General features: G+C 70.6%; 16 protein-coding genes. 7 read left to right on the forward strand and 9 right to left on the reverse strand.

All coding sequences use genetic code 11. The features are described from left to right. Positions 1-53: 53 nt before the first annotated feature. Positions 54-3,851, reverse strand: a complete 3,798-nt coding sequence (locus IE258_RS22385; protein WP_189746151.1) for a S41 family peptidase — start codon at positions 3,849-3,851, stop codon at positions 54-56. Positions 3,852-4,020: 169 nt separating this feature from the next. On the opposite strand from IE258_RS22385, the gene IE258_RS22390 reads away from it, so the two are divergent. The 5 genes from IE258_RS22390 (at position 4,021) to IE258_RS22410 (ending at position 8,906) form a co-directional block, all read left to right on the forward strand. Further along, positions 4,021-4,620 (forward strand): TetR/AcrR family transcriptional regulator, encoded by a 600-nt coding sequence (locus IE258_RS22390; RefSeq protein ID WP_189746153.1) that lies wholly within the window; start codon positions 4,021-4,023, stop codon positions 4,618-4,620. A 114-nt stretch (positions 4,621-4,734) separates the two neighbouring features. After that, positions 4,735-6,972: an MMPL family transporter gene (locus tag IE258_RS22395; protein ID WP_189746155.1), complete on the forward strand. Its 2,238-nt coding sequence runs from the start codon at positions 4,735-4,737 to the stop codon at positions 6,970-6,972. 156 nt (positions 6,973-7,128) lie between these two features. Next, positions 7,129-7,668, forward strand: coding sequence for a YbaK/EbsC family protein (locus IE258_RS22400; RefSeq protein ID WP_189746157.1), 540 nt, complete (start codon positions 7,129-7,131; stop codon positions 7,666-7,668). Beyond that, the gene (locus IE258_RS22405) at positions 7,665-8,510 is read left to right on the forward strand and encodes a DMT family transporter (protein ID WP_164279231.1); all 846 of its coding nucleotides are present in this window, start codon (positions 7,665-7,667) and stop codon (positions 8,508-8,510) included. The genes IE258_RS22400 and IE258_RS22405 overlap by 4 nt, the downstream gene beginning before the upstream one ends. Before the next feature lie 120 nt (positions 8,511-8,630). After that, positions 8,631-8,906: a DUF1876 domain-containing protein gene (locus IE258_RS22410; RefSeq protein WP_059301362.1), complete on the forward strand. Its 276-nt coding sequence runs from the start codon at positions 8,631-8,633 to the stop codon at positions 8,904-8,906. A gap of 21 nt (positions 8,907-8,927) precedes the next feature. Here IE258_RS22410 and IE258_RS22415 read toward each other — a convergent pair whose 3' ends face one another. The 4 genes from IE258_RS22415 to IE258_RS22430 all read right to left on the reverse strand — a co-directional run bounded on the left by IE258_RS22415 (position 8,928) and on the right by IE258_RS22430 (position 12,804). Continuing rightward, a complete protein-coding gene (locus IE258_RS22415) occupies positions 8,928-10,142 on the reverse strand; it encodes a serine hydrolase domain-containing protein (RefSeq protein WP_189746159.1) in 1,215 nt (404 codons plus the stop codon). Positions 10,143-10,221: 79 nt separating this feature from the next. Next, complete coding sequence (locus IE258_RS22420) at positions 10,222-10,980, reverse strand: energy-coupling factor ABC transporter ATP-binding protein (RefSeq protein WP_189746162.1); 759 nt, start codon at positions 10,978-10,980, stop codon at positions 10,222-10,224. After that, a complete protein-coding gene (gene cbiQ / locus IE258_RS22425; protein ID WP_189746164.1) occupies positions 10,977-11,738 on the reverse strand; it encodes a cobalt ECF transporter T component CbiQ in 762 nt (253 codons plus the stop codon). The genes IE258_RS22420 and cbiQ overlap by 4 nt, the downstream gene beginning before the upstream one ends. Position 11,739: 1 nt before the next feature. Further along, positions 11,740-12,804, reverse strand: a complete 1,065-nt coding sequence (locus IE258_RS22430) for an energy-coupling factor ABC transporter permease (protein WP_189746166.1) — start codon at positions 12,802-12,804, stop codon at positions 11,740-11,742. 177 nt (positions 12,805-12,981) lie between these two features. Between IE258_RS22430 and IE258_RS22435 the strand changes: the two genes are divergently transcribed. After that, a complete protein-coding gene (locus tag IE258_RS22435; protein WP_159327055.1) occupies positions 12,982-13,362 on the forward strand; it encodes an SsgA family sporulation/cell division regulator in 381 nt (126 codons plus the stop codon). Between the two features lie 47 nt (positions 13,363-13,409). Here the strand turns inward: IE258_RS22435 and IE258_RS22440 are convergent, their stop codons facing one another. From IE258_RS22440 to IE258_RS22450, 3 genes are all read right to left on the reverse strand, one after another. Further along, positions 13,410-15,119, reverse strand: coding sequence for a penicillin-binding transpeptidase domain-containing protein (locus tag IE258_RS22440; RefSeq protein WP_189746168.1), 1,710 nt, complete (start codon positions 15,117-15,119; stop codon positions 13,410-13,412). An 85-nt stretch (positions 15,120-15,204) separates the two neighbouring features. Beyond that, a complete protein-coding gene (locus IE258_RS22445) occupies positions 15,205-16,833 on the reverse strand; it encodes a penicillin-binding transpeptidase domain-containing protein (protein ID WP_189746170.1) in 1,629 nt (542 codons plus the stop codon). Positions 16,834-16,984: 151 nt separating this feature from the next. Continuing rightward, positions 16,985-17,392 carry a hypothetical protein gene (locus IE258_RS22450; RefSeq protein WP_189746173.1) on the reverse strand — a complete coding sequence of 136 codons (408 nt, stop codon included), beginning with the start codon at positions 17,390-17,392 and terminating at the stop codon, positions 16,985-16,987. 146 nt (positions 17,393-17,538) lie between these two features. Here IE258_RS22450 and IE258_RS22455 point away from each other — a divergent pair, with 146 nt between their 5' ends. Next, the gene (locus tag IE258_RS22455) at positions 17,539-18,411 is read left to right on the forward strand and encodes a hypothetical protein (RefSeq protein WP_189746175.1); all 873 of its coding nucleotides are present in this window, start codon (positions 17,539-17,541) and stop codon (positions 18,409-18,411) included. Here IE258_RS22455 and IE258_RS22460 read toward each other — a convergent pair. Next, the gene (locus IE258_RS22460; RefSeq protein WP_189746177.1) at positions 18,398-20,560 is read right to left on the reverse strand and encodes a DNA methyltransferase; all 2,163 of its coding nucleotides are present in this window, start codon (positions 20,558-20,560) and stop codon (positions 18,398-18,400) included. The two genes, IE258_RS22455 and IE258_RS22460, sit on opposite strands and share 14 nt — an antisense overlap. Between the last annotated feature and the right edge of the window lie 87 nt (positions 20,561-20,647).

The raw sequence follows: 20,647 nt of genomic DNA on the forward strand, positions 1-20,647 counted from the left end.
GGTCGATCCGGGTGGGCGCCCTTTCCCGTGCCACCAGAGGGTTTACGGAGCTTCTACTCCCTCGGCGGCAGCGGCGGACGCGAGCGGTCCGGCACGGCGTCATAACCGGGCGGGTTGGCGGGCGGGTTGGTCTCCAGCAGCTCCAACGCCAGCCGCACCGCCTCGTCCAGAACCGGATAGCGGCCCTCGGCCCAGTCCAGCGGGGTGCGCAGGGCCTCGACGTCGGGCGCGACGCCGTAGTTCTCCACGGACCAGCCGTACGCGTCGAACCAGGCCGCGTTCATCGGCACCGTGATCACCGAGCCGTCGCCGAGGCGGTGCCGGCCGGTCATGCCGACCACGCCGCCCCAGGTGCGCTGCCCGACCACCGGGCCCAGGCGCAGCAGCTTGAACGCCGCCGTGATCATGTCGCCGTCGGAGGAGGTCGCCTCGTCGGCGACCGCGACGACCGGACCGCGCGGGGCGTTGGAGGTGTACGACACCGGCTGGGCGTCGCGGGTCAGGTCCCAGCCCAGGATGGTCCGGGTCAGTTTCTCGATGACCAGCTCGCTGATGTGCCCGCCCGCGTTGCCGCGCACGTCCACGATGAGCGCGGGCCGGGACACCTCCATGCGCAGGTCGCGGTTGAACTGCGCCCAGCCGGAGCCGCCCATGTCGGGGATGTGCAGGTAGCCGCACCGGCCGCCGCTCAACTCGCGCACCACTTCCCGGCGCTTGGCCACCCAGTCCTGGTAGCGCAGGGGGCGTTCGTCGACGAGCGGTACGACGGCCACCCGGCGGGAGGGGCCCTGGCATCCCTCGGCGGGTGCGAAGGTCAGCTCCACCGTCGTACCCCCCGCGCCCGCGAGGAGCGGGGACGGGCCGAGGACCGGGTCGACCGTGCGGCCGTCGACGTGGGTCAGGACGGCCCCGTCGCGGATGCCCGTGCCGGCCAGCGGGGAGCGGGCCTTGGAGTCGGAGGAGTCGCCCGGCAGGATGCGTTTGGCGACCCATCGCCCGTCCCGGCAGACGAAGTTGGCGCCGAGCAGGCCCTGCCAGCGCTGGTAGTGCGCCGGACCCTCGTTGCGCCGGGCGGCGACCACGTAGGCGTGCGAGGTGCCCAGCTCGCCGAGCACCTCGCGCAGCAGGTCGGCGAACTCGTCGGGGGAGGCGACCCGTTCGAGCAGCGGACGGTACTGGTCGAGGACCGCGTCCCAGTCGATGCCGCACATCCCGGGGTCCCAGAAGTAGGCGCGGATCAGGCGCCCCGCCTCGTCGTACGCCTGGCGCCACTCGGCGGCCGGGTCGACCTCGTGCAGGATGCGGCGCAGGTCGATCCAGGTGGTCGAGTCGCCGTCGCCCACCTCGGTCGCCGGTACGGCGCGCAGCTCGCCCTCGTCGAGCACGACCAGGCGGCTGCCGTCGCCGCTGACCCGGAACCAGTCGAGGTGGTCGACCAGCTCGGACTTCTTCGCCTTGGCCAGGTTGAAGTGCTCCAGCGTGGGCCGCTCGCTCGGGTCGGCCGGGTTGGCGAAGGTCTCGCCGAGCGCGCCGGAGATCGGCCAGCGCAGCCAGACCAGGCCGCCGCCCGCGACCGGCTCCAGCGCCGAGTACTTGGAGGCGCTGACCGGGAACGGCGTCACCCGGTTCTCCAGCCCCTCGACCTCGACGGTCACCGCGCCGCCCTCGCCGGGCTCGTCCTCCAGCGGGTCCAGGCCCCCGGCCGCGGGACGGCCCTCGGGGTTGAGGGCGAAGGGGGAGGGCGTCGCGGAGGACAGCGGCACCAGGTAGGGGCGGCAGCCCAGCGGGAAGGACAGGTCGCCGGTGTGCACGTCGTACACAGGGTCGAAGCCGCGCCAGGACAGGAAGGCGAGGTAGCGGCCGTCCCGGGTGAACACCGGGTTCTCGTCCTCGAAGCGGCCGTTGGTGACGTCGACGACGAGGGTGCCCTCCGGGCCGTCGATCCGGGCCATCTTGATCTGCCGCAGGGTGCGTCCGATGCCCGGGTGCGACCAGGTGAGCCAGGTCCCGTCGGGGGAGAAGGCGAGGTCGCGCACGGGGCCGTTGACGGAGCGGATCAACTCGGTGACCTGGCCTCCGGCGGTGGCGGGGGTGCCGGGGTCGCCCGGCGGGACGGCGTCCCCGGCGTGGGTGCCGACGCCGGGGATGTCCGTGCCGGTGCCTCCGGCGGTCGGGGGGACACCTGGGCCGCTCGGGGTGCCGGTGTCTGCGGCGGCCGGTCCGGGGCCGGGACCGGGGGCGTCGCGCGGGGCACCCGCCCCGGGGGCGTCGGCTGCGGTGCCGCGGTCCGCGGGGTCGCTTCCCGCCGTGCCGTCTCCCGCGGGGTCGCTTCCCGCGGTGCCGCCGGCGGTCGTTCCGCCTCCCGCGGTGCCGCCGGGCGCGGAGTCATCCCCCGGCGCGCCGTCTCCCGCGTCGGTCGGCGGCGTGCCGGTGCCCCCGGCGTCGGTGTCCTCGGCGGGGATGTCCGGACCGGTGTCCGCCCGGGCGGTCGTCCCCGTCGCGTCCTCGTCCCCCGCATTCGCCGGATACCCGGCGTCCCCCGCGTCCCCCGGATACCCGGCGTCCCCCGGATACCCGGCGTCCCCCGCGTCCAGGGCCAGCGCCATCTCCGTGTCCGGCTCCGCGACGTCGAGGATCAGCAGCCGTCCGTCGTGCGAGGCGACGGCGAGGCGGTCGCCCGCTGGGTCGGAGACCAGTTCCAGGACGCGGCCGAGACGTCCGGAGGCCAGCCGCCGGGTGGCGCGGCCGCCGGTGGCCCGGGGCAGGTAGGAGATCTCGACGGCGTCCTCGCCCTCCGCGTCCGTCACGTACGCGATCCGCCCGCTCTCCCCGAGCATCTCCGGCAGCCGCACCCGGACGCCCGGGGTGTCGGCGATGGTGCGGGCCGGGCCGTCCCGGTGGGTGAGCCAGTACAGGCTGCCGCGTACGACGACGGCGCTCGCGCGGCCCGTCTCGTCGACGGAGACGCCGCCCACGTGCTGGGCCGCGGGCACCTGGTATGTACGCCGTCCCGCGCGCGGACCGCTCAGCCGTACGTCGAGCCGGCGCGGTGCCGAGCCGGGCGCGAGGTCGTCGACGATCCACAGGTCGCCCGCGCACTGGTACACCACCCGGGCGCCGTCGCTCGCGGCGTTGCGGGCGTAGAACGCGTCGTGGTCGGTGTGGCGGCGCAGGTCGGTGCCGTCGGGCGCGCAGGAGTAGAGGTTGCCCACGCCCTCGTGGTCGGAGAGGAAGGCGATCCGGCCGCCGACGAACATGGGGGCGGAGAGGTGCCCGCCGAGGTCGGGCAGCAGCCGCTCGCCGTGCAGCCAGAGCCGGCCCGTGGCGCCGCCCCGGTAGCGCTTCCAGGCGGCGGGCTCGTGCGGCGGGGTGCCGGTCAGGAGCAGGGTCCTGCGTTCGCCGTCGAGGTCGGCGGCCTGGATGTCGGTGACCGGGCCCCAGGGCAGCTTGCGCCCGGGGTCGCCGTCGGGGGTGACCTTGTAGGCCCAGGTGAGGTGCGAGAACGGCTCGCCGTGCGAGGCGACGGCGAGTACGGCGGTGGTGCCGTCGGGATCGGGCGGCGACCAGCCGCAGACCCGGGTGTCGAAGCCGCCCCAGTGGGTGAGCTGCCGTCCGGGGCCGCCGTCCACCGGCACGAGGTGGACCTCCGGCACCAGACTGCGCCAGCTGGTGTACGCGATGTGCCGGCCGTCGGGGGAGAAGCGCGGGGGACCGGCCTTGGTGCGGTCGACGGTGAGTCGCCAGGCCCGGCCCGGACCGTCGAGGGACGCGAGCCAGAGGTCGTCCTCGGCCACGAAGCACAGCTGGTCGCCACTGAGGTGGGGAAGGCGCAGATAACTCACCCACCCCATGCTTTTCCGGGCGCCGGGTACCGGCAACTTATGCGGTGCCGACAACCGTGACCCAGAACACGAACGAAACCGTTTCGTTTCGCTGGGCGGTGGGGTACATTCGTCATGTACGAAACGGTGTCGTTCCGGTCGAGTGGACCGGTCGACCGGACGGAGAGGAGTGAGCGAGATGACGGACACCGCCACCGCGCGCCGCAGCCGGATCACTCCCGAGCGCGAGGCCGAGCTGTACGAGGCCGTGCTCGACCTGCTCCGCGAAGTCGGCTACGACGCCCTCACCATGGACGCCGTGGCCGCCCGCACCCGGTCCAGCAAGGCGACGCTCTACCGCCAGTGGGGCGGCAAGCCGGAGCTGGTCGTCAAGGCCATCCGGCACAACAAGCCCGGCGAGATCGGCGACGTCGACACCGGATCGCTCCGCGGCGACCTGCACGCCCTGATGGCGCGTGAGGACGACTGCACCATGGAACAGAACTCCGCGCTGATGCGGGGCGTCGCCATGGCGCTGCACCAGAACCCGGACCTTCGCCAGGCGTTCCGGGGACAGCTCATCGAACCGGAGATGGCGGAGTTCCAGCGCGTGCTGCAACGCGCCGTCGACCGCGGTGAGATCAGAGCGGACTGTCCGGCGCTGGACTTCCTCGTGCACATGATGGTCGGCGGATTCGCCACCCGCACGCTGCTGGACGACCAGCCGCCGACCCGGGAGTTCCTCGCCTCCTACATCGACGCCGTGATCCTCCCCGCCCTCGGCGTCTCCACCCACTGACATCCCCACGCAACTTCCGAGCCCCATCTGAGCCCCACCTGACGTAACCGCTCACGTCGTCGGGCTGATCACCCCTGCCCTGAAGACCCACGACCTGACCGGGAGTACGCCCCCGTGGCCACGTTCCTCTACAAACTCGGCCGGCTCGCCTTTCGCCGACGGCATTTCGTCGCCCTGATCTGGGTGGCCCTGCTGACGCTCGCCGGCGTCGGCGCCGCCAGCGCCCCGCCCGCCGGAAACTCCTCCTTCTCCATCCCGGGAACGGAGGCCCAGAAGGCCTTCGACCTGCTGGAACAGCGCTTCCCCGGGGCGAGCGCCGACGGGGCGACCGCACGGGTCGTCTTCAAGGCGCCCTCCGGCGAGAAGATGACGGACGCCGGCAACAAGGCGACCGTCGAGAAGACCGTCGACGAACTGGCGGACGGCTCCGAGGTCGCCTCGGTCGCCGACCCCTACACTGGCAACGCCGTCAGCAAGGACGGCACCATCGCCTACGCCTCGGTGAAGTACGACGTCTCCGGCATGGAGCTGGAGGAGTCCACCAAGGACGCCCTGGAGGACGCCGCCCAGCAGGCGCGCGACGCCGGGCTGACGGTCGAGATCGGCGGTGACGCGCTCCAGGCCGTCCCGGAGACCGGCGCCACCGAGGTCATCGGCATCGCGGTCGCCGCCGTCGTCCTGGTCATCACCTTCGGCTCGCTGGTCGCGGCCGGGCTGCCGCTGCTCACCGCCCTGATCGGCGTGGGCATCGGCGTCTCCTCGATCACCGCGCTGGCGAGCGCGCTCGAACTGGGCTCGACCACTTCGATCCTGGCGATGATGATCGGCCTCGCGGTCGGCATCGACTACGCCCTGTTCATCGTCTCCCGCTACCGCGCCGAACTCGCCGAGGGGCGCGAACGCGAGGAGGCCGCCGGACGGGCGGTCGGCACCGCGGGCTCCGCGGTCGTCTTCGCCGGACTCACGGTCGTCATCGCCCTGGTGGGCCTCGCGGTCGTCAACATCCCGATGCTCACCAAGATGGGCGTCGCGGCGGCCGGCACCGTCGCCATCGCGGTCCTGATCGCCCTGACGATGATCCCCGCGCTGCTCGGCTACGCCGGTCGCAGGGTCAAGCCCGCCGGGACGAAGGGCAAGCGGCTGGGCCGCTTCCGCAAGGACGACCCGAAGCCGGACCAGCCGGCCGGCCAGCCGAAGGCCAACCTGGGCACCCGCTGGGCGAGCTTCGTCGTCCGCCGCCCGCTGGCCGTCCTCCTCCTGGGCGTCATCGGTCTCGGCGCCGCCGCGGTCCCCGCGACCTCCCTGGAGCTGGGCCTGCCCGACGACGGCTCCCAGCCGACGTCCACGACCCAGCGCCGCGCCTACGACCTGCTCTCCGAGGGCTTCGGCCCCGGCTTCAACGGCCCCCTGATGGTCGTGGTCGACGCGAAGGGCAGCGACGCGCCCAAGGACGCCTTCGACGACGTGGCGAGCGAGATCAAGGGTCTCGACGGCGTGGTGGCGGTGACCCCGCCCGCCCCCAACAAGGGCGGCGACACCGCGACGATCACCGTGGTCCCGGACTCCAAGCCGTCCTCCGTGCAGACCGAGGACCTGGTGCACGCCATCCGGGACGCGGGCGGCGACATCGAGGCGAAGACCGGCGCGGAGACCCTGGTCACCGGCTCGACGGCGATGAACATCGACGTCAGCGAGAAGCTCAACGACGCGCTGGTGCCGTACCTGGTCCTGGTCGTCGGCCTGGCCTTCCTCCTGCTCATCGTGGTCTTCCGCTCGATCCTGGTCCCGCTGAAGGCGGCGCTCGGCTTCCTGCTCTCCGTCATGGCGGCGCTCGGCGCGGTCGTCGCGGTCTTCCAGTGGGGCTGGCTGTCCGGCCTGATGGGCGTCGAGGAGACCGGACCGGTCATGTCGATGATGCCGATCTTCATGGTCGGCGTGGTCTTCGGCCTGGCCATGGACTACGAGGTCTTCCTGGTCACCCGCATGCGGGAGGCATACGTCCACGGCGAGAAGCCGAACCAGGCGGTCGTCACCGGCTTCAAGCACGGCGCCCGGGTCGTCACCGCCGCCGCGGTGATCATGATGGCGGTCTTCGCGGGCTTCATCGGCTCCAGCGAGTCGATGGTCAAGATGATCGGCTTCGGCCTCGCGATCGCGGTCTTCTTCGACGCGTTCGTCGTCCGCATGGCCATCGTCCCGGCGGTCCTCGCCCTGCTCGGCAAGAGGGCCTGGTGGCTGCCGAAGTGGCTGGACCGCGCGCTGCCCAACGTGGACGTCGAGGGCGAGGGCCTGCGCACGGCCGCCGAGCGCGGCACCGGGCCCGACGAGGACCGGGAGCTGGTGCGCACCTGACCAGCCGCCGCGGCCTCTGACAGGAGGACGGCACAGACCAGCCGGTGAGGGTTCCGTGGGGACGGGGCTGCCCTCACCGGCTTCCTCCGTCCCCAGGGACCCGTCGACCCCTAACCCGGTCGCCTGTGGGCTACACGTACCGCTACGGTGCGGACCATGACGACGACCGACGACGCCTCCGGCTCCGCCGCCACCCCCGACCCCGCCGACGCCGGTGCCGCCCACCCGCGCTTCGCCGCCGCCCTCGGCGAACTCGGCCTCGGCGACCTGGCCGGACGGGCCCGGCGCTTCCCGGAGGCCACCCGCACCGCCACCGAGGCGGCCGCCGCCATCGGGTGCGAGCTGAGCCAGATCTGCAAGTCGCTCATCTTCGCCGCGGACGGCGTGCCCGTACTGGTCCTCATGGACGGCGCCTCCCGCGTCGACCTGGACCGGGTCCGCGACGCACTGGGCGCCGAGAAGGTCACGCGGGCCAAGGCCGACGTCGTACGGGAGACCACCGGGTACGCGATCGGCGGGGTGCCGCCCTTCGGGCACCGGACCAGGACCCGGGTGCTGGCCGACCGGTCCCTGCTCGCCCACGACGTCGTCTGGGCCGCCGCCGGAACCCCGTACGCCGTCTTCCCGATGGAGCCCAAGGACCTCGTCGCCACCGCCGGCGCCACCCTCGTGGACGTGCGCGAGCGCTCCGAGTGACGCCGCTGGTCACCGCCGCGGTCCTGCTCGCGGCGGTCACCCACGCCAGCTGGAACGCCATCGCCCACCGGATCACCGACAAGCTGACCGGGTTCGCGCTGATCTCCGGCGGCGGGATGCTGATCGGGCTCGCGCTGCTGCCGTTCACCGCGTTCCCGGCGGCCGGGGCCTGGCCGTACCTCCTGGTCTCCGCCGCCATCCACATCGCGTACTACGCCCTGCTCATGCGGTCCTTCCGGCTGGGCGACTTCGGGCAGGCGTACCCGATCGCCCGCGGCAGCGCGCCGCTGCTTGTCACCGTCCTCGCCGCCGTCTTCGCCCACGAGGTGCCGGACGGCTGGGCGACCGGGGGCATCCTGGTCTCCTGCGCGGGGCTGACCGGCGTCGCCCTGTGGGGGCTGCGCGGCCGCCGGCCCGACTGGGCGGCCATCGGCGCCGCCCTGGCGACCGGCGTGACCATCGCGGCGTACACGGTCGTCGACGGCCTCGGCGTACGCGCCTCCGGGTCCTCCCTCGGCTACATCGCCTGGCTGATGGCGGTGCAGGGCACGGTGCTGCCGGCGTACTTCCTGTACCGGCACCGCGCCGGGGCCTGGGCCCTGCTGCGGCCGCACGCGGGCCTCGGACTGGCCGGCGCGGCACTGTCCGTCACCGCCTACGCCCTGGTCCTGTGGGCCCAGACCCGCGCCGAGCTGGCGCCCATCGCCGCCCTGCGCGAGTCGTCCATCCTGGTCGGCGCCGCGATAGGGGCCCTGTTCTTCAAGGAGCGGTTCGGCGCGCCCCGGATCGCGGCGGCCGGCCTCCTGGTCGTCGGGATCGGGCTGATGCTGCACACGGGATAGGCACATACAGGGACAGCCATCCCGGCCCCCGCCGCACTCGGGACGGCCGCGGGGGCCGGGATGGTGCGGGCGGCCGTCGTGAGGCGCACCCTGGAAGAAGGTGTTCCGGAGGTGATCGTCATGATGCACACCACAGTGGGATGGCATGTCGAGCTGGAGTTCGTGGAGGACGACCAGCACACGCGGGCGGTCGCGATGGTGCGGCTCCCCGACGGCACCGAGGTCCGCGCGCACGGCCACGCCAGCCGGCACCGGGTCGACTCCCAGCAGCCACGGGTCGGTGAGGAGGTCGCGGGCGCACGGGCGTTGAACGAGCTGGCGATGCAGCTGCTCACCAAGGCCCACGACGAGATCGACGCGGCGTCCGGGCGGACCTCGCACCCCATCCACGTCTGAACCCCGGGCCGGGGCCCGTCGCTAGGACGGGGACGGGCCCTGGGTGAGCGACGCGCGCACCGCGCGTACCAGCGCCTGCGCCCGAGGGTCCGCCGTCACGGTCTTGCGGAAGCCGTTGGTGACGTAGCCCAGGGCGATGCCGGCCTCCGGGTCGGCGAAGCCCAGGGAGCCGCCGCGGCCCGGGTGGCCGAAGGAGCCGGGGCCGAGGAACGGCGACGCGCTGCCGTGCAGCATGTAGCCGAGGCCGAACCGGGTGCCCACGACCAGGATCCGGTCGGGACCGGCGGACTCCTCCGCGCGGGCCAGCTCCATGGTCGCCCGGTCGAACAGCCGCACGTCGCGCGTCACGCCGTCGACCTCACCGATCAGCGCCGCGTAGAAGCGGGCCAGACCGTCGGCCGTCGCGATGCCGTTGGCGGCCGGGAGCGCGGCCGCGCGGTACACCGGGTCGTTCTGGTCGGGGAACGGCGTGATCGCGGCGAAGGCGCGGCGGGTGAGGGACTCCGGGTTCTCGTACGCCTCGGTGACGGAGCGCTTGGGGCGCAGCCGCGGGCCGCTGCCGGACCGCGACGGCTCCGGCTCGTCGAGGCGTCCGACGCGACCGGCCCGGCCCGCCGCCTCCTCCGCCGCGGGCAGCCCCACCCACAGGTCCAGGCCGAGCGGCCCGGCGATCTCGTCCGCGATCCACTGCCCGGCGCCCCGCCCGCCGCTCACCCGGCGGACCAGCTCGTCCAGCAGCCAGCCGTAGGTCAGCGCGTGGTAGCCGTGGTCGGTGCCCGGCTCCCAGACGGGTGACTGCGCGGCGACGGCCGCGGGGCCCCGCAGCGGGTCCAGGGCGTCCTCGGGGGTCAGCGGGCGGTCCAGGACCGGCAGCCCGGCCCGGTGGTTCAGCACGTGCCGGACCAGCACCCGCTCCTTGCCGTGCGCCTTGAACTCCGGCCAGTACTCGCCCACCGGCGCGTCCAGGTCCAGCTCCCCGCGCCGGTGCAGCAGCAGCGGTACGGCGGCGGCGACGCCCTTGGTCGCCGAGCGGACCACCTGGGCGGTGCCCCGGCGCCACGGCTCGGTGCCGGCGGTGTCGTCGACGTCCCGGGTGCCGCCCCACAGGTCGACGACCTTGCGCCCGTCCCGGTAGACGGCGACGGCCGCGCCCCGCTCGCCGAGCGCGGTGAAGTTCCGTGCGAACGCGTCCCTCACCGGCTCGAAGCCCTCGGCCACCGTGCCGTGCACGTTCACGTCCACCTCTGTACGCCCCTTCCGGCCGCTCGTGACAGTGGATGCAACCGCCACCGACCGTCCGTCATTCCTCCCCCGCTCATCCGCTCGCCCGCACCGACCGCGGATCGAACCCGAAGGGCAGTTCCAGGCGGTGGGCGCGCATCAGGTCGTCGTCGGACAGCAGGTCCGCGGTCGGTCCGTCCGCCGCGATCACGCCGTCGCTGAGGATCAGGGCGCGGGGGCACAGCTCCAGGGCGTAGGGCAGGTCGTGGGTGACCATCAGGACCGTGACGTCCAGGGAGCGCAGGATGTCGGCGAGTTCGCGGCGGGAGGCCGGGTCGAGGTTGGACGAGGGCTCGTCGAGGACCAGGATCTCCGGCTCCATGGCGAGCACCGTCGCCACCGCGACCCGGCGCCGCTGGCCGAACGAGAGGTGGTGCGGGGGCCGGTCCTTGAACTCCGCCATGCCGACCAGCGAGAGTGCCCGGTCCACGCAGGCCTCCAGCTCGGCCCCCTTCACCCCGGCCGCCGCCGGTCCGAAGGCCACGTCCTCGCGCACGGTCGGCATGAACAGCTGGTCGTCGGGGTCCTGGAAGACGATGCCGACCCGGCGCCGGACCTCCGCCATGTTCCGCTTGTCGACCGGCAGCCCGGCGACCGTGACCGTGCCCGTGCCGCCGGTGAGGATGCCGTTGAGGTGCAGGACGAGAGTCGTCTTGCCCGCGCCGTTCGGACCGAGCAGCGCGACCCGCTCGCCGCGCGCGACGGAGAAGTCCACGCCGAACAGCGCCTGGTGCCCGTCGGGGTAGGCGAAGGCGAGGCCGGAGACGTCGAGGGACGCCGGGTTGGCTGTCATAGCGTCCATCCCAGCAGACAGACGACGAACGCCGCACACGGGAGGGCCAGCGCGTACGACCACTGCGCCCTGGACGCGGTCACCTCGTCGATGACCGGCATCGAACCGGCGTACCCGCGGCTGACCATGGCCAGGTGGACGCGTTCGCCGCGTTCGTAGGAGCGGATGAACAGCGCTCCCGCCGACTTGGCGAGCACGCCCCAGTGCCGTACGCCCCTCGCCTCGAAGCCCCGGGACTCCCGGGCGATCCGCATCCGCCGCATCTCGTCCGCGATCACGTCGCCGTACCGGATCATGAACGAGGCGATCTGGACGAGCAGCGGGGGCAGTTTCAGCCGCTGGAGACCGAGGAGGAGTTCCCGCAGCTCGGTCGTGGAGGCGAGGAGCACGGAGGCGGCGACGCCCAGGGTGCCTTTGGCCAGGACGTTCCAGGCGCCCCACAGGCCGTTGACGCTCAGGGACAGGCCGAGCACGTCGACCCGCTCGCCCTCCGCGACGAACGGCATGAGCACCGCGAACGCGACGAACGGCACCTCGATCAGCATCCGCTTGAGCAGGAAGGACGCCGGGACGCGCGCCGCGTACGCCACCGTCGCGAGCAGCAGCGCGTACAGGCCGAAGGCCCACATCGCCTCGCGCGGCGTGGACACCACGACGACCACGAAGGCGAAGACCGCGGCGAGCTTGGTGTGCGGCGGCAGCCCGTGCACGGGGGAGTGCCCGTGCCGGTAGAGCTTGTGCGCGTGTCCGGCGCCCACGTCAGACGGTCGTTTCCGTGTTGGTCGGGGAGGCGTCCTCGCTGCGGCGCCTGCGCACCGCCCAGAACACGGCGCTGCCCGCGACGACCGTGACACCGACGCCGATCACGCCCGCGAGGCCGCCGGAGACGCGGGCGTTGGTGATGTCCTTGACGCCGTAGTCGGCGAGCGGCGAGTCGGCGTTGGCGTGCTCCTTCGCCTTCTCGTCGATGCCCTTGTCGGAGGCGACCTTCTCCAGGCCGTCGGGGTTGGCGGAGGCGTAGAAGCTGACGAAGCCGGCCAGGATCAGGGAGGCGACGAGGCCGGTGATCCACACCTTGCGGTGCGAACGGGCGGCGACGGGCGCGGGGGTGGGCTCCGTGTCCGAGGCGCCGGGGGCGTCGACGAGTTCGCCGTTCACCCGCAGCTTGAGCCGCTGCCGCAGCCCGCGCGCCCCGTACACCAGGTCCGGGCGTACGGCGATGACGGCGCCGACGGTCAGCGCGGTGATCGCGGCCTCGCCGATGCCGATCAGCACGTGCACGCCGATCATCGCGGTGGCGACCTTGCCGATGGAGACGTCGGTGGTGCCGCCGATCCAGTACAGGAGCGTGAAGGCGAGGGCGGCGGCGGGGACGGAGACGAGCGCGGCGACGAAGGAGGCGACGGTGACCGAGCGGCGGGTGCGCGGCAGCACCTTCACCAGGCCCCGGAAGAGGGCGTAGGCGACGACCGTGGTGACGATCGCCATGTCGGTGATGTTCACACCGAGCGCGGTCAGACCGCCGTCGGCGAAGAGGATGCCCTGCATCAGCAGCACGACGGAGACACACAGCACACCCGTATAGGGCCCGACCAGGATGGCGGCCAGCGCGCCGCCGAGCAGATGCCCGCTGGTCCCGGCCGCGACCGGGAAGTTCAGCATCTGCACGGCGAAGATGAACGCCGCGACCAGCCCGGCCAGCGGCGCCGTCCGCTCGTCCAGCTCACGGCGCGCGCCGCGCAGGCTGACCGCGATGGCGCCCGCGGCGACGACTCCGGTCACGGCGGAGGTCGGGGCGTTGATGAATCCGTCAGGTACATGCACGGTCCGATGATAAGGACCAGTTGCAACTCGTTCGCAAGAGCGAGGTAAAGGCTGGTGTAAAGGTCGATCTCACATGTGATATCCGGCTCATCGGGCGTGCGCCGGGAAATATGGGACATTGGAGTGGGGGTGGACCCACAGCTTCAACAAAGGTGGCAGAGCGTAAGGGGCGACCCCATGTCCGTAGTCGAAGAGTACGCGCGAGCCCACATCCTGACGGACGGGGACCTCCCCGAGGAGGACGACGGCGGAGCGATACCCGTCGTCCTGCGCTACGACCCCCAGCTCGACCCCTCGAAGGTGTGCGTCGCCCTGCCCGGGGAGGGCGGCCGTGCGGCCCGCGCCCGCGAGTGGACCTTCTCCCGCGAGCTGCTGGAACAGGGCCTGCGCGCGCCCGCCGGGAGCGGTGAGGTGCGGGTGTGGCCGTGCGGGCGGGTGCAGGCCGTGGTCGAGTTCCACTCCCCGCAGGGCTGTTCGGTGGTCCAGTTCGAGAACAAGGCCCTCATCCGCTTCCTGCGCCGCACGTACCAGGCGACCGCACAGCCGGTGGCCCACTGAACAGCCTGTGGCCCACTGAGCCGCGTGACGGGGGCACGTGACGGGGGTCAGCCGCCTGCCTTGAGCAGCGCCGCGACCATCGGGCCCGCCGTGTCGCCGCCGTGCCCGCCCTGCTGGACCACGCCCGCCGCCGCCAGGTCGCCCCGGTACGCGGTGAACCAGCCGTTGGGCTTCTCCTGCCCGTCGACCTCCGCCGAGCCGGTCTTGGCACCCACGTCGCCGCTGACCCCGGCCATGGCTTCCGCCGCGGTGCCGTACGCCGCCGTGTAGGACATCATCTCGCGCAGCGCGCCGAGCGTCTCGCCGGACATCGTGCGGGAGGCCGTGGCGAGCGCCCGCCCGTCGACCGACGGGGCGACCAGGTACGGCTGGTGGAAGGAGCCCGACTTCACGGTCGCCGAGACCGAGGCCATGTTCAGCGGGTTCATCCGCACCCCGCCCTGGCCGATGAGGGAGGCGGCCATCTGGGCCTTGCTCTGCACCGGCACCCTGCCGTCGAAGGTGGACACGCCGACCGACCAGTTGTTCATGGACAGGCCGAAGACCTCCTTGGCCTGCCTGGTCAGGTCGTCGTCCTTCAACTCGGGGGCCTGGCTGATGAAGGCGGTGTTGCAGGAGCGGGCGAAGCTCGCCTTGAAGGTGCCGTCCTTGATCTCGAACTTGTCGTCGTTCTGGAACTTCCACCCGCCGTATTCGAAGTACTTCGGGCACGGGTGCTTCTCGTTCACGGACGCCAGGTCCTTCTCCAGCAGCATCGAGGCCGTGATGACCTTCATGGTGGAGCCGGGGGCGAGCGAGCCGAGGAAGGCGGTGTTGAAGCCGTGCCCGCCGTTGGCGACCGCGAGCACCTCGCCGGTGGAGGCGCGCAGCAGCACCACCGATGCACCCTTCTTGCCGTCGACCTGCTTCTCGGCGGCCGTCTGGAGGGCGGGGTCGAGCGTCGTCTTCAGGGTGCCGGGAGTGCCCTTGCTCAGTTCCAGCAGCGTCTTGTCGGCGACTTCGTCGGCCCCGGACTCCTTCGAGCCCTTGCCGTCCTTGCCGTCACCGGCCGCCTCGCCGCGCACCACGCGCAACTCGACGCCGGGGGTGCCGCCGGACTTCTTGCCGTACTTGTCGCGCAGCCCGTCCAGGACGGTGCCGAGGGACGGGTACTTCGCGGCGGTGATCTCCGCGCCGTTCCGGTCCAGCGCCTTGACCGGCGGATCCCCGGCCTTCCCGGTGACCAGCTTGTCCCCGTCCCGCAACTCCGGGTGCACGACGGCCGCGTGCCAGTCGACGCGGGGCTCGCCGTCGCCCTCCCGGCGGACGACGGTCAGCGCGCTGTCGTACGCCAGCGGCTCGGCCGCCTTCTCGTAGGCGACGGTGGCCTTGACGGAGAAGGGGACCTTCTCCCCGGCCGGGGTGCCCGGAGTGAAGGTGGCGTCCTTGATGCGGGCGTCCTTGGCGTAGCCGGTGAGCAGCGCCTTGGCGGCCTCGGCGTCGTCGGTCGCGGCGGCCGCGGCGGCCACGTCGCCCTGCTGCCAGGCGGTCAGGAACCGCTGGGCGGTCGAGGTGACCTCGGCCGCCGTCAGCGGGCCCGACTTCACCTTCTCCGCGGCCGCCGCGGACTTGGTCCGCGCGGTGTCGTCACCGTCGGCCCCGCCGCCGTACACCGCGTAGGCACCGAATCCGGCACCGGCCACGACCACGGCGGCCACACTGCCGATCACGGCGGGTTTCGTCCTGCGCCGCTCGGCGGCGCCCCTTCTGCTGCCCACTGCGTCCCGTTCCTAGGTGCGTATCGGTGCCGGATGCTGCTTACGACGGCGACCACAGTAGGGGCATCACGGCCGCCGGTCCGGGTCAGCCGCCGACTCGTAGCACATCTGCGACGATCGGCCCGGCCGCGTCGCCGCCGTGGCCGCCCTCCTCGGTCATGGCCGCCGCCGCGACGTCGTTCCGGAACCCGGTGAACCAACTGTTGGACACCGTCTGTCCGTCGACCTCGGCCGACCCGGTCTTGGCGCCGATGTCGCCGCCGAGCCCGGACATGGCGTTGATGGCGGTGCCCTGGGTGGCGGTCAGCTTCATCATCTGCTTGAGCTGGGAGGCGGTGCCCTGCGGCAGCCCCTTGGCGGTGGCCGGCTCCCGGTCGTCCAGGTCGAACGGGACCAGGTACGGCTGGCGGAACTCACCGGTGATGGCGGTCGCGGTGACCGAGGCCATGTTCAGCGGGTTCATCTGCACCTGGCCCTGCCCGATGGCGTTGGCCGCGCGGTCCGGGCCGCCGGAGGCGGGGACGCTCCCGTCGAAGGAGACGATGCCGGTCTGCCAGTTGTCCTGCCCGAGCCCGAAGCGCTCCTGGGCCTCCTCGGTAAGCGAGGAGTCGGTGAGCGGCTTCTCGTCGACGAGCTTGATGAAGCCGGTGTTGCAGGAGCGCAGGAAGGTGTTGGCGAGCGTGGCGCTCTCGTTGGGCTTCATGTTGGTCAGGTTCTTGAAGGTCTGACTCTGCCAGGTCGCCGTGTCGGGGCAGGGCGCCGGCCCGTTCATCGAGGTCACGCCGTTGTCGATGAGCATGGCCGCGGTGATGATCTTCATGGTGGAACCGGGGGCGACCCGCCCCTGGAACGCGGCGTTGAACCCGTCCTTACGGTTGTTCGCCACGGCCAGCACTTCCCCGGTGCTCGGCTTCACGGCGACCACGGAGGACTCGCCGTACCGCTTCACCGCCTTCTCGGCCGCGGCCTGCACGCTCGCGCTGAGCGTCGTCTCGAGTTTCCCGGGCTTCCCCTCGGTCAGCGTCAGCAGCGGGGTGTCCGGCGCGTCCGCGGCCGTGTGCCGCACCGCCAGCTCGACACCGGGAGTGCCGCCGGCCTTCGAGCCGTACCGCTCCCGCAGCGTGGCGAGGACGGGGCCGAGCGAGGGGTACTTCTCCTTCGTCAGCACGGTGCCGTTGCGCCCGACGGCCTGGATCTGCGGGGTCGCCGACTCCTCGGTGACCAGCGTGTCCCCGTCCTTGAGACCGGGATGGACGACGGACGGCTCCCAGTCGACCAGTGCCCGCCCACTCGTCTCCCCGCGCACCACGGTCAGCGTGCTCTTGTAACTGAGCGGCTTCGTCGTCCCCTCGTACGACACCTTCGCCTTCACGGAGAACGGCACGGAGGTGCCGGCCGTCTTGCCCGGCGTGATCTCGACGCCGCTGATGTGCGCGTCCTCGCCGTAGGCCGTCAGCAGCGCTCCGGCGACCGAGGCGTTGTTGGTGTACGACGCGGCGGTCGTCGCGTCGCCCTTCTCCCAGGCCGTGAAGAACTTCTCGCTGGTCTCCGCGACCTCGTCCTCGCCCGGCGGCCCGCTCTTGGCCTCCGACGCCCCGGACGACCCCCCGCCACCGTCCAGCGCCGACACCACGTTGTAGGCCCCGTACCCGGCCCCGCCCACCATCACGGCGAACACCCCGCCTATGACGGCAACCTTGACCCCCCTGCCCATCGGCAGTCCCCTCCCCGTCAGACCTTCCGCCCGCCTTCTTGAACGCGTTCAGAAGCAGTTGTGGGTTGCACTCTATGCGCAGGGAGTGACGAGCGGTACGACCGTTTCCGTTTGGTGGCCTAAAGGAGACCGGGGGCGGGGCACGCGAGGGTCAGAACCCGGTGCCGCCGCCCGCGAAGTGGACGGGTGAGACCAGAGCGACGCGGATCAGGCCGGGTTCGGGAGGAGGCGTGTCGTAGACGCCTAGGTGATCTCGGCAATGGTCCGGTCCTGGCCGCCGGTCACCGGCCGGTCCTTCGGGCTGCCTGAATCTCTGCGACGGCGCGACAGAGGTGCTGAAGGCCGGGTCCTGGCGGGTGATCACCCGGCCGCGGAACTCCTCCGCGAGGCGAACGATGCCGGAGAGGTCGGCGGGGTCGGCATGGTTGATCTCACGGGCCAGCTCGGCCTCGAAGTCATCGGCGTCGCCAGGGAAGCCGTAGCCCAGCTGCGCCGCCGAACAGCAGTAGGAGCACGCATGGCAGGTGGTGCCCGAGCTGATCCGCCGACCTAGCGGCACCCATCCTGGGCAACGAGGGCCGCGGGTCGGCCGAGCATCCTGTAGCAGTGTGATCAACACTCAGCCGATCGTCCGCCACATGTGCTACCTCTGGCGCCATGAACTTCGATGGAACTAGCAGGGTTCGCCCTGGCGATCTTCCGGCGATGGCCTTCACCATCCTCTCGGAGAGATTTTTCGATGACCAAGGACACTCCGTTCCCTTCCAACTCCGGGACAAGCGGAACACTCAGGACGACCCCTTCGATGAGTACGTCACAGAGCTGTTGCGTCAGGAGATGCCAGAGGAAGTCATCGTTCTTCGCGCGGACAAGCCTCTGGTGTCACCGGACGCCGTGATCGCTCGGCCGGAAGAGTACGAACTGCTAGAGGCCGGCGGGGTGGATTACGACCCGCGTGCCGTCTTCGGCCTTGAGGTCAAGAAAGTTGATCTTGGAAAGAACGGACAGCCTGCCCGTTCCACGGGATTGGACTACAACAGCACCCCGCCATGCGCGACAATGCGAGTGTACGCTCAGGACGGCAGCGAAATTCGAATTCCGGGCTTCTACCTATTCGTTGCGTTGGAAGGCGACAGAGAGAGCGGCACCGTGCAAGTGCACTCCATGGTGCTGGTAGCCGGTGCTGTCCTCAATAAGGATGTCGACCTGTACGACAGCATCACAGGCACCCGAACGAAGCAGATCGGACTCGGCACCTACGGCGACGGGGCCAATCGCCTGCGGCCTATGCTGCTGTTCTCCAACCCGCTTGGCTGGGACTGGACGCTGAAGGCAGCTACGCTGATCAGCGAGCGGAATGATCTCGCGGACGAGCAGCCTCTCGTCCATGTGCGCGACATGACCCGCACTGTCTCGCCCGGGGTGTTCGAGCTCTTCCACTGTTACCGACTTGCCAGGCTATCTCCCTCCAGGGAGGACACCGCGCTGGATCCCTTCCCTCAGCCGTCGAAGCGCAAGGAAGAGACAGCTCAGCGAGGCCGCTTCCAGATCGACCTCCGGACGTTCACCCTCGGTTAGAGCGCACACCGAGGACGGCGGCAGCTTCAGTAACTGCCTCACCAGCTGCCGCCGTTAGCGATTCCACCGTCAGAGAGTTACCAGGAAGCGTGTGCAGCGCCAGAACGGACCCTCTGACCACCGACTCAACATCCGCATAACCGACCTTGACGCCTGCCTCCTGACACTCGCGCAGTGCAGTAGTGGAACGTTCTCGAACTGCCTCAACGGTGGCCATCTCGGGAATGGTATGCCCTGCAGGTCGGCATACCACGATTGAGTCCAAGTTGGAAGGATCAGCGGCACTGGACTTGACGGTGCTGGTGCTCATCTCCGCCTTTACGGGCTGGATTGCGGTGATCACCAACCCCGCGGCCTCCAGCGCTTTTACCAACTCGACCCATCCAGCGATGCGTGCTTGATGGAAGGTGAAGGCGAGGATTCCGTTCGGCTTGAGCAGGCGCGAGCACTCTTTCCACACAGCGGCAATGGCGCGACCGAACTCCGCAGGATCAGCGGATTGAACCTCGTCCGGATGACGGGTCGTGGCGGACTGTACCGGATAATTGTCGAAAGGATGGATTCGGCGAAGCCAGGCGTGAAAGAAGTCGGCGAGTTCGCTGTAGTGGACGTTGTCCATGAACGGCGGATCGGTGATTACCAAGTCGACTGATGCGTCCGGGAGATCGAACGAGGCAGACGAGCCGCAGTGGACGTACGCGCCGGCCCTCCCATACTCGAAGTCTTCAACGTCTCCCATTTTCAGCGAAAGAGGTTGTGACAATCCGAAGACGCGCTCTGGGCTATTGCCTACCGGCACTAGGTCATGCGGCTGGCGTTTGTATTCCCATGCACGGATGATGCGTGACTGATAGAGCGTGGAGAAAGCCCCGGAGGACGCAGGCGTGCCCCACGGATGCGCTTCGAGCGGCGTCCTCTCGGGCTTCAGCACGTGGTTGGAAAACATGTGCCGAACGGCTCCGGTCCCTTCACCCTTGAAGGAGCAGAAAAGGTTATTGAACTCCAACACGCCGGAGAAGAGCGCAGCCAGCGCCTCACGCTCGGAATTCGGGATGAGATCACGGATTGCCGAGCCGAGCAGACCCAAGCTGTAGAGTTGACGGGCGTTGAAGAACTGTCGCCACTCTCGATAGTTCCAGCGGATCGCCTGCCGGGTGTTGTGTCCATCATCGAGGGTGCCGACGGGCAGTACAAGCTCAGAACGCCGCTCGTCTAGAAGCTTCTCGGCTTCTGCATAGAGGGCTCGATCGAAGTCATCGATTGGTTCGTACAGTCGCGCTCCATCAGCACCGAGAACTTGTTTTGCGTACATCCGGAACTGCGGAGGCTGATCCCCGAGAGCATCGAGGACTTTTGTCCTATGCCCTTGGGGGCACGTCATATTCGCACGGTTGACTGGTCCAGTCAGGCCAGAGGTGCGGCCACAGGAGTCGCAGGCTAGCTGATCATCTTTCACCACGTTGACGATCACGACTGCGTGGCAGTGTGGACACGTCGCCCTACTGGTCGGGTACTTTTTCGGGTAAGCGTGCTGTGCGAACACGTACCGACTAAACAGTTCGACCGGCGGTTCGTCCGAAGGGCATTGCGGGCACGGAACGAGAGCAACCCAAAAATAGTAGAGGACAGGGCGGCCGTGCTTGTCCCGATGTAGTCGATCGATCTCGTGGCGAACCTGACTTTCCACCTGCTTGAACGCCTGGTCCAGGCGTGCGCGGTCCCACTGAGCCAATGCCTGCCGCTGCACCAAAGTAGCAACAGGATTGATATCCCTGCCGACCACCTTTGCGCCCAGCTTGGCCGCCTCGGCCAGCGTGGTCCCCGAACCGGCGAATGGGTCGCAGACGACAAGGCCATCGAGCCGCAGTGCATTGCTGTAGCACTCGATCGCGTCCTGTTCGTCTTCTGCCACTGCGGCGGCCAGGATTCCACGGAAAACGGAGCCGAGTCGCTGCGCCCACCACTTGTGGGTGTGCGTGGCAGGGCGGTGCACTTCCTTACGCCAAGACTCCCGCTCGGCAGCAGCCGATACGGCTCCGGCAGGAAAGCCCGTCTCAAGCGCCGTCGCCGCCGGGACCACGCTCCGGATGATCGACGTCGGGCCATCGTCCGCAGCTCCAAACATGCTCTCCTGCTCGAAGATCGTCACTTGTACCTCCAGGTTCCATCCCAGTATCTCCGGTCATCGCCACCGCTTGGCCGGCCCACCACATCACAGGGCTCAGTCGCACTGCGA

The organism is Streptomyces tendae (genome assembly GCF_014650435.1).
GTDB classification, from domain to species: domain Bacteria; phylum Actinomycetota; class Actinomycetes; order Streptomycetales; family Streptomycetaceae; genus Streptomyces; species Streptomyces tendae.